The organism is Coleofasciculus sp. F4-SAH-05, from assembly GCF_040222985.1.
GTDB lineage: Bacteria > Cyanobacteriota > Cyanobacteriia > Cyanobacteriales > Coleofasciculaceae > Coleofasciculus > Coleofasciculus chthonoplastes.
The window spans coordinates 1-17,624 of record NZ_JAVKBY010000205.1; the positions used below are offsets into that span (position 1 = coordinate 1).

A 17,624-nucleotide genomic window follows, 5' to 3' on the forward strand; every position below is an offset into this window, starting at 1 on the left:
AATGACCAATGACCAATGACCAATGACCAATGACCAATGACCAATGACCAATGACCAATGACCAATGACCAATGACCAATGACCAATGACCAATGACCAATGACCAATGACCAATGACCAATGACCAATGACCAATCAATCCACTCAAATCCTACTTATTGACGATGACCCAATTTTCCGATTAGGTTTAGTCACAGCCCTGGAAGCCTTTGCTGATTTAGATATCGTGGCTGAAGTTGATACAGCAACGGTGGCATTGGAACGCTTAATCAGCTTACTCCCCCAAGAACGGGTTAATTTAATTATCTTAGACTTGGCATTAGGGCGATCGCTCGGCAGTCCCCTAACCGGACTATCCTTGTGCCAGCAACTTAAGACGGATTATCCCAATCTGCCCATCTTACTGCTAACCGCCCCATCTGAATTCAACCAACTCACTGCCGCCAAACGCTTGGGCGTGGAAGGATACTGTGCTAAAGGATGTGCTATCAGCTTAATTGTGGAAGCCATTCGACAAGTCAAAGCAGGCGAATCCTATTGGCAAATGTTACCCACCCCCGCCAATTCATTACCTCCCCCACGGTGGCATACTCAATTACGACAGTCAGGATTACAACAAATTGAAGCGGCTTTAAAACAGGTAACGGCACAACTTCAACAGGGTAATTTATCCCGCCTAGATTGGTTATTTTGGACGGGACGCCGCCGAGAGTTATTGACAGCCCGTTGGCTGGTGAATCAGCTATTACCTATAGATTCCGGACTTGTCCCCTCTAATAATAGTAATAGCCCTGCTGAACCTTTACCCCTTTTAAACCCTTCATCGTCTCGTCCTCCTGTCCCCCAAAATCGTCTGCGCCAATCCCCCACCAGTGCCTTATCCAAAACCTCCTCTGAGGCGTTGCAGTTTCAACCGTCTACCCCCCAGGCGGTGACATTGACTAAACTCGATTCTAGTTTGGCAAATTTGACGAATACTCCCTTGGAAATCGATATTCTGCAAGTGGAGAGACGCCGGGAATTACTGCGTACTGTCTTATACAAGTTCGAGGAAATGCTGGATGCTTTGCGCTTTTCCCAGGTGACGATGGAGCAATTGACCCAGAAGCGATCGCGCTTATTACATGATTTATGGCAGGTTTCTCTAACTGACTTTTTTGGTCAATATTCAACCTTAGTTATCGGCAATCAAACTATCGAAATGGTTGAGATTTTGCGGCAAGATCGGGATATTGTGCAAGCGGCTATTTTGGATAAAATTCCTTTGGTGATTGAGTTATTAGGAAATCGCCTCTTTGAAACCCCGTTGATGATTGATAATGTATCCTATCCTGCCCATACGCCAGAAGCAATGGCACGAGCGGAGTTATTGTTACAAAATATGATGATTCAAGTGGCTAATGGGGTAATTCAACCTTTGTTAAATAAATTCTCAGATATTGAAATTGTTAAACATAATTTTTATGATAAACGATTAATTTCTTCACGGGAAATCACCCGATTTAGAAATAGTTTATCCTGGAAATATCGGCGAAATCAATATATCGATGAACCCCAAGCCATTTTTGAAAGTCGTTACGATTTGTTTGTCTTGAGCGAAATTGGCATCAAAAAAGTTGCCATTTATTCCCCTCGGCGTCAAGAATTAGAACAACTACAGGGTACTCAGCTAGCTGTCACCATCGCCTATGAACTTCGGGATGCGATCGCGCCGCGTTTACGGGGAACAGTCGCCTGGGTTGGTAAAGGTGTGGTTTATGTGTTGACGCAAGTCTTAGGGCGAGGAATTGGTTTAATTCTACGGGGCGTTATTCAAGGCGTGGGTAGCGCATGGCAAGATACATGGTTTGGTAAAAATGGGGAACGGGGGAAGTAATAGTAATTATGGGTATTCAAGCGAACATGATATTAAACCTTATTTGAATCATGGCAAAATTATTGTAGTGCGAGCATCTTGCTCGCTACTACAACATAGAGGCGGATTTAAGATGTGCCTGGATCAGACTCCCAGGACTTACGCAGGTACACCACATATCGTGGCAATGGTGCGTTAGCGTAGCGTAACGCACCCTACAGATAGAGGTGTTGCGTAAGTCCTAACTCCGTTACATAAGACTTACTCAAACTGGGCAATAGTGGTTAAAGGTGTCCAGCTTTTTAATTACAGCTAACCACCCTTGAAATGGCTAAACTTGCCCCGATAAAGGCAGAATAGTTGGGCTTGCCCCGATATTTAGAGGCTGATTAATTGGAAACTCCTTAGGCTAAAGTTTCTGGGCAGTATCCTAGTCCCATGGTAAACTGTTGGCGAAACGCTTCAATATCAGTCTTGTCAGGGTTACCATGAGATACCACAGCGACTTGATAGCGACGCATGACATCGATGGGAGATTGTCCGGTATCGAGGCTCCAAAACGCCATTTGCAAGCGCATGTCGGGTTGGAACGGAATTCCCAATTCGCGCATGAAGGCTTGGAAATCTCCATGTTGCTGAGGCGTGAGGGGATGGTTCATTTTAACTTTAATGACCCAGCCGTCAATTTGATGAATCACTGTTGTATATTGAACGGGAAGCTGGATCATGGAGTGGAGGTACTCAACCACTCGCAGTGTCAAACTCGCATTGGCTAAAAAATAAAGGTAATCCATAGGGCAGCTAGGGGTGGAGTCCAGGGAAGTGCTATACCTTCATTCTGACAACGGGGATCAGGAATTGGTAGGGGAAAAGCCCCCGCTCTCAACTGGGGGATCATACCCAATTCCGTTATTTTAGTTCTTGGTCATCTGTCTTTGGGGATTAGTACCCGATGGCACAAGACAAGTCGCGGTATAGAGTAGAGCTAAAACCATGAACCGTTTATTACCTACCCAATTTATCAAAAATTGCTCATAAGCTGTACTTGATCCGAAGAACCACCCATGACCAATGACCTATTGCTTTCCAGCTATAACTATGATCTGCCAGAGGGTCAGATTGCTCAAACACCCATTTCTCCTAGAGATAGTTCTCTTTTGCTCGTGGTTGAGTCTCCAACTCATCACCAACACTTCATTTTCCGAAATTTACCTCAGTTATTGCGTTCCGGCGACCTGTTGGTTTTGAATAATACCCGGGTGATCCCGGCTCGACTTTATGGGCGGAAGGTAACGGGTACGCCTGTGGAAGTGTTGTTGCTAGAGGAACGGGGACAGAACTGTTGGTTGGCATTGGTGAAACCGGGACGACGGCTAAAAGTGGGTTCAACGATAGTCTTTGAACCGGATCAACCTATCGTTCAAGCCAGTCATGGAAAGACTCCCCTATCTTCAGAGGATACAGAAACACCAAGACAGGACAATACAAAGAATAGATCTCCCCTGAAGGCAACAATTATTGCCAGAGATGATGCAACCAGTGGGCGTCTATTGCAGTTTGACCTACCCAAGGGGGAGTCCCTAGTCACCCTGTTACCCAACTATGGTCAAGTGCCTTTTCCGCCTTACATCACCCACTCTCAAGCCACACCCGATCAGTATCAAACCGTATACGCCCAAATCCCTGGTGCAGTAGCCGCACCGACAGCCGGATTACATTTCACGCCTGAACTGTTGGAGAGGTGTCACATAAGCGGAATTGAGCAGGCGTCGATTACCTTGCATGTTGGTGTTGGCACCTTTCGCCCAGTGGAGGTAGAAGATGTAGCGAATCATCAAATGCATGGCGAGTGGTTGGAGATACCCGCCGCAACGGTGGCACAAATTCAGCAGACAAAAGCCGCAGGGGGGCGGGTGATTGCCGTTGGCACAACCGTGGTTAGGGCGTTGGAAGGGGCGGCGGCGAGTGGGGAATTGCAACCTTATTGCGGCAAAACCGAATTATTTATTTATCCCGGCTATCAGTGGCGGGTGGTTGATGGATTAATTACCAATTTTCACTTGCCCCGTTCCACGTTGTTGATGCTAGTGAGTGCATTGATTGGCAGAGAACGACTGTTGAAGTTGTATGCTGAAGCGATCGCGTATAATTATCGATTTTATTCCTTTGGTGATGCCATGCTGATTTTGCCAGAAGCGGTTAACCATTAAAGCGCTAACCAATCGGGGAGTGAAATTGGCACTATTAAGTAGGATAAAACGCTATAAACCCTTTCCCCCACCCACATTCTTTATTCAATTTCCCAATCGTCTTCTACCATGTCTAAACATTACCATCTCCGCTTTGGACTTGCCGCCGCCGCGATCGCACTCAGTTTCCTGTCGGTTAGTCCCGCCTTGTCCGATAGTCTACCCAAGCGCCAGCACAGTAAGCAGTTAGTTGAGGGACTATACACGAATGACCTCGAAGCGGCGACATTTTTTCAACAAGGTGTCATGCGCTATAATCGCAGCGACTTCAAAACCGCCGAGTTAGCCTTTCGCAAAGCCCTCCAGGAAGATCCGTTTATCCCGATGGCACGGTATTTACTGGGGAATGCCCTGTTTCAGCAAGGTCAAATTGACTCGGCGGCTGAACAATACCGCATGGCTATTGGTCTTGATCCGAATATGACAGAGGCGCATTACAATCTGGGCTTGATGTTATACCAGCAAGGCAATATCGAGGAAGCGATTAGTGCCTATCAACAGGCGATCGCGCTTGATCCCAATTTAGCCGCCGCTCGCTATAATTTGGGCTTAGCATTAGAAGCCCAAGGTGAGACCGAAGCAGCGCTGAGTGAATACACACAAGCCGTTCGCCTCAATCCCAACTCCGCTGTTGCTAAGTACAATTTGGCATTACTCCTGGCAAAACAAAACCAAATCGATTCCGCGATCGCGGCACTACGGCAAGCCCTTCGCAACGATTCCCAATTCATACAAGCCCATTACCAACTAGGATTGCTGTTAGCTCAACAAAACCAGATTACTGAAGCCAAAAATTCTTTTCTCAGAGCAACTCAAATCAATTCACGATTTGCACCGGCTCACTATCGGCTGGGGCTAATTTTTCTGCAACAAGGGGATGTAGAAGAAGCTATTCGTCGATTTAATTGGGTAACGCAGCTCGATCCAGACAATGTGGATGCTTACCGCCAATTGGGAGCCGCGCTGATTAAAAACAGGGAATACGAGAACGCGATCGCGGCACTGGAACGCGCCATATCACTCGATCCTTACGATTCGCTAGCGCACTACAATTTAGCAGTAGCGCTGCATCGAAATCAGCAGTATGAGGACGCGATTTCCGAATATCAACAAGCCATTCTACTCAATCCAAAACTATCACTCGCGTTTTACAATATGGGAATTGCCCTCCAGCAAGTTGGACGGGGACAAGAGGCAGTTTCTTTCCTTTTAGAAGCGAGAAATTTGTTTATTGAAGAAGGGAATTTGGAGAAAATTGATGCGGTTAACCAGTATCTAACCCAACTGAATATTTCATCAAACCCATTGCCCAATTCATTCCAGCCAATGCCTGCAATAACCGAAGAACCTTAGTCAACTTAACGGTTAACTGAGCGGTTGTAGACGTGGAGGTAACCGGAGCCGACTCCCTTGGCTGAGACGGGAAGAAAACATCAGATTTTAGCTTTAGCTAGGTTTGAGTAAGTTTTTCGGAGCAGTCCTACGCTAGATAGTGTTGCTTGCGCTAGATTGTACTGTTATATAAAGACTGCCAGTACCTTGGAGTGTCATTCATGTCCGTAGAATCCGCTATCAGCGAAGCTGCCATTGAGCAGAATCTGGAACAATTTCTCTTGGTGCTGTCGGTGTCTCTGAGTGTCGCCACGGTTTCCCGGATTTTTCCGTTGTTCCGCAAAATCCCTTATACCTTACTTCTGGTTATTGTCGGCTTAGGTTTAGCCTTTGTAGATGTGCGCCTGGTGAACCTATCCCCCGAACTGATTCTAGAGATTTTCCTTCCCCCCCTCCTCTTTGAAGCAGCCTGGAATATCCGTTGGCGGGATTTGCGGCGGGATTTAATCCCGGTGATTCTGTTTGCAGTGGTAGGGGTGGTGATTTCGGTGCTGGGAATTGCCTTTACCATTACCCAATTCACCGAATTACCCCTAGCGCTCGCATTATTAGTCAGCGCGAGTCTAGCCGCAACTGATCCGGTATCAGTAATCGCCCTATTCCGGGAACTGGGTGCGGATAAACGCCTGAAAACCCTCATGGAGGGGGAAAGCTTATTTAATGATGGTGTCGCCGTCGTCGCCTTTCTCTTATTAGTCGGTATTCCCCTCGGTACGCAGGAATTTTCCCTATCCACCACAGTTGCCCAATTCTTTACCTTTATCGGAATTGGTATCGGTGTCGGTTGCTTAATCGGGTTTGGTATTTCCTTTCTTACCCAACGCTTTGATTTACCCCTCGTCGAACAATCCCTGACGTTAGTCTCTGCCTATGGCACCTACCTGATTACCGAAGAACTCGGTGGTTCTGGGGTAATTGGCGTAGTAACTGTGGGGTTAGTTCTGGGAAACTTTGGTTCCCGGATTGGCATGAACCCCCGTACCCGCTTAATTGTCTCTGAATTCTGGGATTTTCTGGCATTTTTTGTCAACTCAATTGTCTTTCTCCTCATTGGTGACCAAATCGATTTTTCCCGCTTGGGACAAAACCTAGACTTAATTGGGGTTACCATTGGAGCCCTTCTCTTCACCCGCGCTATCTCAATTTACGGCTTAGCGACGATTAGTAATGGACTCGCCAAGTCCAACATAGGTTGGCGACAGCAAACGGTGTTGTGGTGGGGTGGATTACGGGGTTCAGTTTCCATTGCCCTAGCCTTAAGTGTTCCGGTGAGTTTGGAGGGACGACAAGATATTATTGTTACGGTTTTTGGCGTGGTACTGTTTACGCTCTTAGTTGAGGGGTTAACTACTCAATTCCTTCTGGAAAAACTGGATTTAATTGGGGATCAACCCGTGCGTCATAAATATTCTGAGGCAATCGCTCGTCGTGTTGCACTAAATCGAGTAAAAAACTACTTAGAGTCAGCAACGACTAACAACGAAATGAATTCAGAATTTTGTCAGTACCAGATAAAACTTGTTGATGGTCAGCTCGAAACTATTCAAACTGAGCTTGAGAAATTACTCCATCACCATCCCCAGTTACAAAGCTTGGACATGGAACAACTGCAAGAACAAATGGTCAATATTGAGGCGGATACCTATGCTGAATTTATCCGTGCTGGACGTTTAACCGAAAACCTCTCACCCCTACTCCAGGAAGCCTTAATTGAAGCTGATGAAAAGCTGATTGAGAGTGACTAATACCGGATTGCCCCAGGTTTAACTTTCCATACTGAAATTATGAAACGTAAACTTTTTATTGTAACGCTCTTCTTCGTGATTTGTTGCGTCCTTCCAGCTCAAGCGGAAAATTTGCCAACACTTGCTCAGAGTAGCGTTGACACTCAACAACCAATCCAGTTGCCGTTAAAGTCGTACTTTCTAAACGTTTTAGCAGGGGGATCACGACAATCGATTCAGCTTGATTCACCAGCAACGCAACTGATTATTTATGTTCAGCGAGGAGAAAAGCCGATTCGCTGTGGTGATTGTATGAAAACCTATAATTGTACTCCAGGAAAGCCGCTAACAATTAACGTCGATCCCACTACACCCATTAAAAAAATTTGGGCAGAGAATCCTTATGAGAAACAGGTGCGCCTACGCCTCGATGTTCTTGAAGAATTGACATCCTCACCGGACTGAAATCACGGTGATTTCCCAGCAATCGAATAGCTGCTAAAGGATTTGATAGAATCAACCAATCCGGTTTGATGCTAGTTTATCAGCCCAACGGGTTGTTTCCGGTAATCGATATTTTGGAGTGCAGCGCAGGACATAATCAATTGCAGTAGGTAAGCTGATCCGATGACCTGGAGAGACATACAGCGGCTTCACTCCAGTCCGCGATCGCACGACAGCGCCAATCACCTCTCCCCGATGTCGCAAGGGTTGCCAATTCCCCTTCTCTGGGGGTAATTCCTCATACTGACCAATTAATCGCGACTTCGCTACCCCAATCGTAGGTACTGTAATCAATAATCCTAAATGACAAGCCAAACCAAATCGCCGGGGATGGGCAATTCCTTGACCATCACACAAGATTAAATCAGGAGTTATCTTAATCTGAGATAAAGCATCTAGTACCACAGGAACTTCCCGAAACGATAGAAACCCTGGAATATAAGGAAACGTTGTCGGGCGACGTGCGATCGCCTGTTCGATCAGTTGCAATTCCGGAAAACTCAGTACCGCAACGGCGGCGCGGGAAATCGCATAATTGTCTTCAAAACCAACATCCACACCCGCGACATACTTTACCTCACTCAATTGATCCGAGGTAATAATTTCACGACTGAGTTGGTTTTGAATCGCCGTCGCTTCCTCAACCGTCAGAGTCCACGAGTGGCGTTGATAAATTTCCATGTTGATAATTACTAAGTCGTCGGACAAAAGAAAACAACACCGTACTAAGTTTTGTCAACAAGCCGCAAACCCTTACAAATGACAAATGACAAATGACGAATGACAAATGACGAATGACAAATGACAAATGACAAATGACAAATGACAATCCTATTTAGTCTTGAAACACCATAATTGTCCCCGAATAACACGCCACCCAAACCTGATTCGTTTCTGGATCATACGTAATTCCAATCGGATTAGCATTCGTGTTCACCGTTTGCTGAATTGACATATCGCTGGTACGCACTTTACTCATAGTATTTGAGTGATAATTCACCACATACAGAAATTCACCATCATCGGATATATCCATGCTGCGGGGTGCATTCCCGGTGACAACTTTGCGTAAAACCTTACCTGTAAATAAATCAATTTTAGCCACCGTTCCTTCCCCATTTAACGTGGCGTAGAGATACTGACCGCCTGGATCAATACTTAAATGACGCGGTGAATTACCAATATTTTTCAGCCAGTCGAGTGAGAAATCATTGAGATCGACAACAGCAATATCATAAGCACCCATCACCGCCACATAGGCTTTTTGGGACGCCGCATCAACCGCAATTCCACGGGGATATCGACCCAATTTAATCCGCCGAACTTCCTGATTTTGCTGAATATCGACAACACTTAAATCCCAACTACACCAATTACTGACTAGGGCAAATCGATTATCGGGGCTAGTGGCAACAAATTTAGGCACAGAACCGACTTCAATCACTTGGTCAATCGCTAAACTATCGGTACTGATGCGATACAAAAAACTATTGTCTGTTTTTTGCGAGGGGCTACATTTGTCACTTCCTGGATTATTAAATCCTGAACCATACATCTGGTAATTAGACACCCAGGCATATTTTCCATTATCAGAAAAGGCGGCTTCTACAGGAGATCCTTTATAGGTTCCGTTCCCCTTAGAATGTCCGTATTTCTCCAAATTCACCGCATCGGCAATAGTTTTGACCAAATTATACTGGCGGTCATACACCGTAATCGTATGACTGTACATCATATTCTGGGCAAAAAATAAACCCCGACCTGAATGCACAATAGATTTGGGGGAAATTTTGCCAGAAATGGTTTGTTTTAGCGTCATCTGGCTGGACTGACGTTGCTCATCGTTCTTTTTTTTTTCGCTATCTTCGTTAATAAAAGAGTCCTGTTCCGAAGGAGTGGTGTCGTAATTTTCTTCCGGTTCGATGAATGAATCCTGATTAAAGGGACTATCCTGGGAATTTTCCGTCGATGTTGAGAACGAGTCTTGATTCAATTCCCCAGTTGGAGACTCAATCGGGGATGGTGTTGTTGTGGGAGAGGATAATTCTAATGTCGCTTTGGTATTAGCACCAACCATCCCATCCACGGTTAATCCCCTGGCTTTTTGATATTGAATTACCGCATTTTCGGTTAGGTTGCCATAATACCCCGTGATTGGTCCGTCATAATACCCCTGTGCTTGTAATGTTCTCTGTAGCGCCATCACATCTGAATTGCGACTCCCTCGCTTGAGAACTAAACCAGGATTCGCGAATCCCATGCGATCCTCTGTCGCTTCCGTTGAGGGGGCAGTTTGTGAGGCGGATGACGCTGGAGTCGATTCTAAAGCAGCACGGGTTTTAGGTCCAGCAATCCCATCTACGGTTAATCCCTTGGCTTTTTGCAGTTGAATCACAGCAGCTTGGGTCGTTGAACCGTAGTATCCGGTAATCGGTCCATTAAAATAGCCAGCCACTTGTAAATTTTGCTGGAGAGAGGCGACTTGAGAAGTGCGATCGCCTCGTTGGATAATAAAATTGGGTCGGGCAGATACGGCGGGTTTCTCCGGTTCTGGTATGGGTGACTCAAACTCTAGAGGTGTATCAACACTCGCATCCGTTGCTGCGGCGGAGTCAGACTCTAATCGGGTGGTGGTATTCGCCCCCACGATACCATCAGGGCTAAGTCCGTTGGCTTTTTGAAACTGGATAACAGCGGCTTCGGTTAACGGTCCATAGTACCCCGTAATCGGTCCATTAAAGTAACCTTCAGCTTGCAGCGTTTTCTGAAGATTGGTCACCTCAGCCCCACTATTTCCTTTCCGCAGTGCTAAAACGGGGCTGGCTAGGCTAACAATAAACAGCGCCATGCTTAAGAAGATAAAGGGAATCCAAGCCGCACTCAGGGGCTTTTTCCGGTCGATTGGTATAAATATGCTGGAACTGCCGGGGGACTTGGGTTCGGAGGTTGCCAAGTCCTCATCAGTGACCGCCAGATGAAGGGAGGCAGGATTATCCATAATTCTCTATTTTATTAGCACATTCTCCGTTATCCTATACCAGGAACTTTGATAAGGGCTACCCCTTAGCGATGATAAAAATTCAACTGCAGAAGCTGGATTGAGGATATCGTTACAAAAATTTAAATCAGTGAACGGTCTCCATGCCTTGAGTAAACCAAGCATTTTTTCGGTTGGAATTTTCTCAAACTAGCTGACTAGACACCAAAAACCCCCTCCTTACTTTGTGAAGAATTGTAGAGATATTTATCTCACCAAAGTCAAATTTTCCTGATTGAAATAGAATCAGAAAGTATAACCATCCTAGATTATTCTTTAAGGTTGCATTTACGGCATCTGTCATTCGCAGTAGGTTAGCCAATTCTGTTTGAGGATGGCTAACCAGGTCATTAGTAGGATAGGCATTGTATGACATTAGATTTACGAGAATTTTTCCAAGCCACCAATCCTGATAAAACCTTGTTCGTAAATAATACAGCCAAGGATCAAAACTATTATATTGATTTTTCTCAAGTACGCGGTGGGCATGCGATCAAGCAATTAAGCAATCAAATTGCATTTTGGTCACCGGATATACCGACTTGCCAACTGTTTACCGGACACGTTGGCTGTGGCAAGTCTACCGAATTACTGCAACTCAAAGCCCAGTTAGAGCAAGAAGGATTTCATATTGTTTATTTTGAATCCTCTCGAAATTTGGAAATGGCAGACGTAGATGTCAGTGATATTTTGCTCGCGATCGCGGCGCGGGTGAGTCAAAGCTTGGATACAATTGAACGGCACTGTTCCCCAAATACTCAAACTATTCTTAAACAGGTGGCTAAACTGTTGCAAACCGAAATTGAACTGACGGCTGAGGCTTCGGTTCCGGGGTTGGGTGATGTAGCCGCTAGTACAGAAGGAGATTTTTCAGTTGATGTCGGCATTCCGGGAGTTGGTAAAGTAAAGGTGAATCAGAAGGAAGGATTATCGTTCGTCGCTCCTTTAATTGGTAAGATTACCGCGAAGGCAAAAGCCAGTCCAGAGTTTCGGAATAAATTAAGGGGATATTTGGAACCGCGCACGAATGGGATATTAGACGCAATTAACTCGGAACTAATTGAACCCGGAATTAAGACACTCAAAGACTACGGTAAAAAAGGGCTAGTAGTCATCGTTGATAACCTTGACCGAATTGACAGTTCTGTTAAACCCTGGGGACGTAATCAGCAAGAATACTTATTCGTAGACCGTGGTGAGCAATTACGCAGTTTAAACTGTCATCTAATTTATACTATGCCCTTGGCGTTGAGGTTCTCTAATGAGTTTGGTCCGTTGACTCAGCGGTTTAAAAATCCGACTGTATTACCAATGGTATTGGTTCAGTTGCGCGATGGTCGTGAAAGTGAACAAGGAATGGCGTTACTACGACAGATGGTGTTAGCCAGAGCGTTTCCCGATTTAAAAGCACAGCAACGTCTCCATAAAATTACAGAGATTTTTGATACGCCGGAAACCTTAGATCGCCTCTGTCGGATCAGTGGCGGTCATGTCCGCAATTTGCTACGATTGCTCAATAATGCCATCCAGACCGAAATGGGATTACCGATCTCCCGGGACAGTTTGGACAAGGTAATTCTAGACCATAAAAATGCGCTGAAGTTAGCTGTTGATGAGAAGGAATGGGTGTTACTGCGTCGAGTAGCTAAGGAGAAAAAAGTCACTGGCGATGATGGATACGAAAAGCTGATTCGCAGTATGTTCGTCTATGAGTATCAGGATCGCCAAGGTTCTTGGTTTGTGATCAATCCAGTTTTAGCAGAAGCGGAGGAATTCAAATCATGAGCGGATCTTCCGGAAGCAATAGCCAAAAACCATTACGAGAACTTGCTTGGGCGATCGCCATGTCTGAGGGGCAGTTTTCCCTGATTTTGGCTCACTGTAACTACCTTAGTCTGCGATCGCGATCGGTGCAACAACTCCAAGAAATTTGCTCTGTACCGATCCGAGAACTTGTCCTCCATCCGTCTAACCAGCGACTTTACTCCACGATTCAACAGGAGATAGCGACACAAATACCATCGGCGTTGATGGTATTTGGATTGGAATCTGTTGACAACCTCGATTACCTGCTCACTTCAATGAACCAAGTGCGGGAAGAGTTTCGCAAAAACTGTCCCTTTCCTTTAGTGATTTGGGTTAACGATGAAATCGTGCGAAAGCTGATTCGGTTGGTTCCAGATATTGAGAGTTGGGCAAAGCGCACGGTGTTGACTTACCCACCGGAAACCCTGATCGATGAGCTACACCAGAACACTAATGCTTTATTTACGAAAGTTTTCGACTTGGGCATTAGTCCATTTTTAGCCAATGATGCCATCTTAGGTAGGGGTGTGAGTGGGGAAATTCAAGCCGCTTTGCAGGAGGTGAAAAACCAAGGGAGAGATATACCAGAAACCTTACAAGCGAGTTTGGACTTTGTTTGGGGTCGAGAGGCTTATGGTCAGGATAAAATTGATCTGGCATTAGCACACTATCAGCACAGTCTTGCCTTTTGGCAGCAGGTCAAGCATTTTCTCATCCGGTGTAGTTTAGTTGCCACAAAAAAGCTTTTTTGGACTCTGCTTTTGGTGTATTACATCAAGTTTGAAATCCCCATCGCCGGAGAATCGCCACCCCAAAAGCCAACATTGAGAGAAAAAGAGGGAGCGCTACTGTTTTACATCGGATTATGTTATTGCCGCAAAGCCGAGTTAGATAAAGCCAAAAGTTATCATCATTGGCACAAAGCACTGTTGTATTTTCAGCAATGCATTGATGGTTTTGAGCAGGTGGGGCGTCTTGATTTAGTGGCTAAATTTATTGGTCAACTGGGTGAGGTATGGCGACGCTTAGAAAATTGGCATGAGTTGCATAAACTCGCTCAAAAAGCCCAGCCATTACATAAAAAGCATGGCAATCCGGCGTCACTGGCTCAAAATTATGGCTTTTTCGCCGAAGTCGCTTTGTTCCAGCACCAGGGGAATAAGGCAAAGGCGTTCGTCAAAAAAGCGTTGCAACTCTCAGAGGCGACGACGGAGAAACAGCATCACAGTTGGTATCTGTTACTCTTAGCGCGATCGCAGCAACAATTGGGACAGGTTCAGGAGGCGATCAAAACTCTAGAAACCGCGAAAAAGGCTGAACCGGAAAATAATCCGCTGCTTTATATTCAGATTTTGAATGAGTTACGAAACCTATACTACCAACAACACCGCTATCTCGAAGCCTTTGACGTTAAACAATGTCGGCGCTCCATCGAACAGCAGTTTAATTTCCGAGCTTTTATTGGTGCGGGACGTTTGCAATCCCGACGACAGGCAACTTTTTCCTTAACCCAGTCCGAGCATCGGGAGACTGTGGCTAGAGAGATTTTGGCTTCCGGTCGAGAAAATGATATCAAAGGTTTAATTGCCAGAATTGGCAGCACTCAGCATAAGCTAACGGTGATTTACGGTCAATCAGGCGTTGGTAAAAGTTCCTTAGTCAATGCCGGTTTACTCCCAACTCTGAGGTATCAGAATATTGGTACAGATACTCGCGATATTTTAGCCGTTCCACTGCGGGTTTACACGGATTGGGTTAAGGATTTGGGCAAGTCACTGTTTAAAGCGCTGGAGAAACGAGGAATTACTTTATCCGCTATACCGGATTCAGCAGCTACTCTAATCGAACAACTCACTCAAAATGAACATCACAACCTGCTAACTGTTCTAATTTTTGACCAGTTCGAGGAATTTTTCTTTATTTGCAGCGAATCTGAGCAAAAAGAACAAATTTTTGAGTTTTTAGGTAAATGCCTAAATATCCCTGGTGTCAAGGTTGTCCTTTCTATGCGGAAGGATTATCTCCATGATTTACTCATTGGCAATCATTTACCTCATCTAGACGCTATCCAGAATGATATTCTCAGTAAAAATATTCTCTACCCTTTAGGCAACTTTTCCCGGAAAGATGCTAAGAATCTTATTCGACATTTAACGGACGGCTCTCAGTTTCCTTTAGAACCCGCTTTGATTCATGAAGTTGTGAAGGATTTAGCTAGCCGTTCTAAAGAAGTGCGTCCAATTGAACTGCAAGTGGTTTGCGCCCAACTGCAAACGGAAGAAATTACCACTCTGGTTGAGTATCAAGAACGCGGTCCGAAGGATAAACTAGTGCAGCGCTATTTAGGAGAAGTGATTAAAGATTGTGGTACTGAAAACCAACGCACGGCTGAACTGGTCTTGTACTTACTCACCCATGGGAAAAAACCTCGCCCTCTCAAAAGTCATGCCGATTTGGAGGCACAGCTCAAAGCCTTGGCAGCGGATCTGGCTATCAAACCTGACCAATTAAAGGCGGGAACTTCTCAACAATTAAGTTTGGTTTTAGACATTCTAGTTAAATCTGGTTTAGTTTTTAAGATTACTGACAGCTATGGAATACGCTATCAAATTGTTCATGATTATTTAACCTATTTTATTCGCAACCCCAGAGAGAGAAACTTATTAGACGAAATTAAAAGTCAATTCAGCCAAAAACAATTGATTTACGTCCAAAAACAGAAAAATTTTGCGGCGGTTGCTTTAGGTTTTATTTTGGTCATATCGACGGTTTTATCACAACACCAAAGACAAGAAGCAGAATCCCAAAGACAAAAAGCAGAATTCCAGAGGCAAGAAGCAGAATCCCAGAGGCAAGAAGCAGAGAAAAACCAAATCTTAGCCAGAATTAAGACATCAGAAGCTTTGTCTGCATCAGGTCAACGCTTTGAGTCTTTGATCGAAGCGATTAATGCGGGAAGCCAATTTAAGCAAAAAAGCACATTACTCTCCAATAAAAAGATTCTTGAGCAAGTTGTAGCGGCACTAAAACAGTCAATTTACTGGATAAAAGAAAGCAATCGCTTAGAAAGGCATAAAAGTATTGTATGGGATGTAAGTGTTTTAAAGAATGAGGATGGTAAACCCACAACCATTGCCTCAGCTAGTTATGACGGAACTGTAATACTCTGGAAACCGGATGGCGAATTAATTCAGGAATTTAAAGCCCATGAGGATAGATTATTGAGCGTTAATTTTTCACCAAACGGTCAGATAATGGCTACAGCCAGCTTTGACAAAAAAGTTAAACTATGGAAATCTAATGGTCAAGGTAGTTTTAAAGACTTCCCCTACAAAACTATCCAGGGACACAACAAAGGCGTCTATGATGTTAGTTTTTCACCCGATGGCAAAATAATTGCCACTGCTAGTCGAGATAAGACTGTGAAATTGTGGGATTTAGACGGTAGCTTTATCCAGACACTTGAAGGTCATGACAAAGGCGTTAATAGTGTAGCTTTCTCACCCGATAGTAAGATTATCGCTACAGCCAGTCGGGATAACACCGTGAAACTATGGCAACGTAATGATGAGGATAAGTTTGACAGCATTCCCTATAAGACACTTCAAGGACATTCAGATATAGTCTGGGCTGTCAATTTCAGTCCTGATGGTAAAATGATTGCCACAGCCAGTCGGGATAAGACAGTTAAACTTTGGTCGCTAGATGATGGCTCTGTAAAAACTATTGAGGGGCATAAAGATGCAGTGTTAAGTATGAGTTTTAGCCCCAATGGCAGGATCATTGCCACAGCGAGTCAGGATAACACGGTTAAGGTTTGGAACGTTGAGAACGGGAAGTTGCAAACAACTCTAGCGGGACATAGCAATGGTGTTTATGATGTGAGTTTTTTATCTGAAAATCGCCTAGTTTCAGCCAGTTCTGATCACTCATTAAAAGTCTGGCAACTGGGTGAAAGAGCCTTCAAAAAAACCCTCAACGGACATGAGGGTATAGTCTGGAATGCAAGTTTTAGTCCTAACGGTGAGCGGATTGCCTCAGCCAGTGCAGATGGCACCGTAAAACTATGGCAACGGGATGCCTCAACCAATGGAAATCATAAATCAAACTATAGACTCCTAAAAACCCTCAAAGGTCATAACAAAGAGGTTTTAGATGTTAGTTTTTCTCCAGATGGTCAAACCATCGCCACTGCAAGTTATGATACAACCGTCCAACTTTGGACAGGCAATGGTAGACGGCTATGGATTCTAGAGCATCCTGACCAGGTATTTGATGTCAATTTTTCTCCCGATGGTAAAACGATTGCTACAGCTAGTCGAGATAATACCGTCAGACTCTGGACATTCGACGGTATATGGCGAAACACTCTAACAATGGAGCATAGCGACTGGGTACGGGATGTGACATTTAGTCCCGATGGTCAAATTATTGCCTCAGCCAGTGATGACACAATCGTCAAACTCTGGAAGCCTGATGGCAACTTGATTACGACGCTCAAAGGAAACAACGGACACAAAAGTTGGGTTCGGAGTGTGGCATTCTCACCGGATAGTAAAATCATCGCCACAGCCAGTGAGGACAATACAGCGAAACTTTGGACAATCGCAGGAGAATACATTACGACGCTTGAAGGACATCGGGATCAGGTTCGGAGTTTGGCATTCTCACCAAAGGATAAAATCATTGCCACAGCCAGTGATGATAAAACCGTGAAACTCTGGAATTGGGATGGGAGTCTCCGGAGAACTCTACCCAGACATCGCGACGGCATTAGAGGCGTGAGTTTCTCTCCTGACGGTCAAACCTTAGCATTAGCCAGTGCGAACAATACTGTAATTTTGTGGGATTTCAAGGAAATCAAAAAATTAGATGAGTTAGATGAACTACTGAGATACGGTTGCGATTGGTTGGAGGACTATATCAAGACGAACCCAAAGATGAAACCCAGCGATGCTGACGGCGCGACTAATCCTGAACTTCCTCAGTGTGAGGGAATCGGTACTCAGTAATCAGTTCTCGCATAAAAATTGAGTGGCTCTCGGCTTCTCCAAGAA

11 protein-coding genes are annotated in these 17,624 nt (G+C 44.9%); 7 read left to right on the forward strand and 4 right to left on the reverse strand.

What is annotated here, in order from left to right:
- Positions 1–127: 127 nt before the first annotated feature.
- Complete coding sequence (locus RIG27_RS24400) at positions 128–1,876, forward strand: DUF3685 domain-containing protein (RefSeq protein ID WP_446349497.1); 1,749 nt, start codon at positions 128–130, stop codon at positions 1,874–1,876.
- Positions 1,877–2,259: 383 nt separating this feature from the next.
- Here the strand turns inward: RIG27_RS24400 and RIG27_RS24405 are convergent, their stop codons facing one another.
- A complete protein-coding gene (locus RIG27_RS24405) occupies positions 2,260–2,649 on the reverse strand; it encodes a hypothetical protein (RefSeq protein ID WP_446349499.1) in 390 nt (129 codons plus the stop codon).
- A gap of 270 nt (positions 2,650–2,919) precedes the next feature.
- Here RIG27_RS24405 and queA point away from each other — a divergent pair, with 270 nt between their 5' ends.
- From queA to RIG27_RS24425, 4 genes are all read left to right on the forward strand, one after another.
- Complete coding sequence (gene queA, locus RIG27_RS24410; RefSeq protein ID WP_446349501.1) at positions 2,920–4,065, forward strand: tRNA preQ1(34) S-adenosylmethionine ribosyltransferase-isomerase QueA; 1,146 nt, start codon at positions 2,920–2,922, stop codon at positions 4,063–4,065.
- Between the two features lie 108 nt (positions 4,066–4,173).
- Positions 4,174–5,457 (forward strand): tetratricopeptide repeat protein, encoded by a 1,284-nt coding sequence (locus RIG27_RS24415; RefSeq protein WP_446349503.1) that lies wholly within the window; start codon positions 4,174–4,176, stop codon positions 5,455–5,457.
- Positions 5,458–5,657: 200 nt separating this feature from the next.
- Positions 5,658–7,241, forward strand: a complete 1,584-nt coding sequence (locus RIG27_RS24420; RefSeq protein ID WP_446349505.1) for a cation:proton antiporter — start codon at positions 5,658–5,660, stop codon at positions 7,239–7,241.
- Between the two features lie 39 nt (positions 7,242–7,280).
- Positions 7,281–7,685 (forward strand): hypothetical protein, encoded by a 405-nt coding sequence (locus RIG27_RS24425; RefSeq protein WP_446349507.1) that lies wholly within the window; start codon positions 7,281–7,283, stop codon positions 7,683–7,685.
- A gap of 51 nt (positions 7,686–7,736) precedes the next feature.
- On the opposite strand, the gene nfi is transcribed toward RIG27_RS24425, so the two are convergent.
- The 3 genes from nfi to RIG27_RS24440 are packed head-to-tail and all read right to left on the reverse strand — an operon-like array spanning position 7,737 to position 10,722.
- Positions 7,737–8,405, reverse strand: coding sequence for a deoxyribonuclease V (nfi, locus tag RIG27_RS24430; protein WP_446349509.1), 669 nt, complete (start codon positions 8,403–8,405; stop codon positions 7,737–7,739).
- Positions 8,365–8,553, reverse strand: a complete 189-nt coding sequence (locus RIG27_RS24435; RefSeq protein WP_446349511.1) for a hypothetical protein — start codon at positions 8,551–8,553, stop codon at positions 8,365–8,367. The genes nfi and RIG27_RS24435 overlap by 41 nt, the downstream gene beginning before the upstream one ends.
- A 6-nt stretch (positions 8,554–8,559) precedes the next feature.
- Positions 8,560–10,722 carry a peptidoglycan-binding protein gene (locus RIG27_RS24440; RefSeq protein WP_446349513.1) on the reverse strand — a complete coding sequence of 721 codons (2,163 nt, stop codon included), beginning with the start codon at positions 10,720–10,722 and terminating at the stop codon, positions 8,560–8,562.
- A gap of 408 nt (positions 10,723–11,130) precedes the next feature.
- Here RIG27_RS24440 and RIG27_RS24445 point away from each other — a divergent pair, with 408 nt between their 5' ends.
- Positions 11,131–12,546 carry an ATP-binding protein gene (locus tag RIG27_RS24445; RefSeq protein WP_446349514.1) on the forward strand — a complete coding sequence of 472 codons (1,416 nt, stop codon included), beginning with the start codon at positions 11,131–11,133 and terminating at the stop codon, positions 12,544–12,546.
- Positions 12,543–17,579 (forward strand): WD40 domain-containing protein, encoded by a 5,037-nt coding sequence (locus RIG27_RS24450; RefSeq protein WP_446349516.1) that lies wholly within the window; start codon positions 12,543–12,545, stop codon positions 17,577–17,579. The genes RIG27_RS24445 and RIG27_RS24450 overlap by 4 nt, the downstream gene beginning before the upstream one ends.
- The last annotated feature ends 45 nt before the right edge of the window (positions 17,580–17,624 follow it).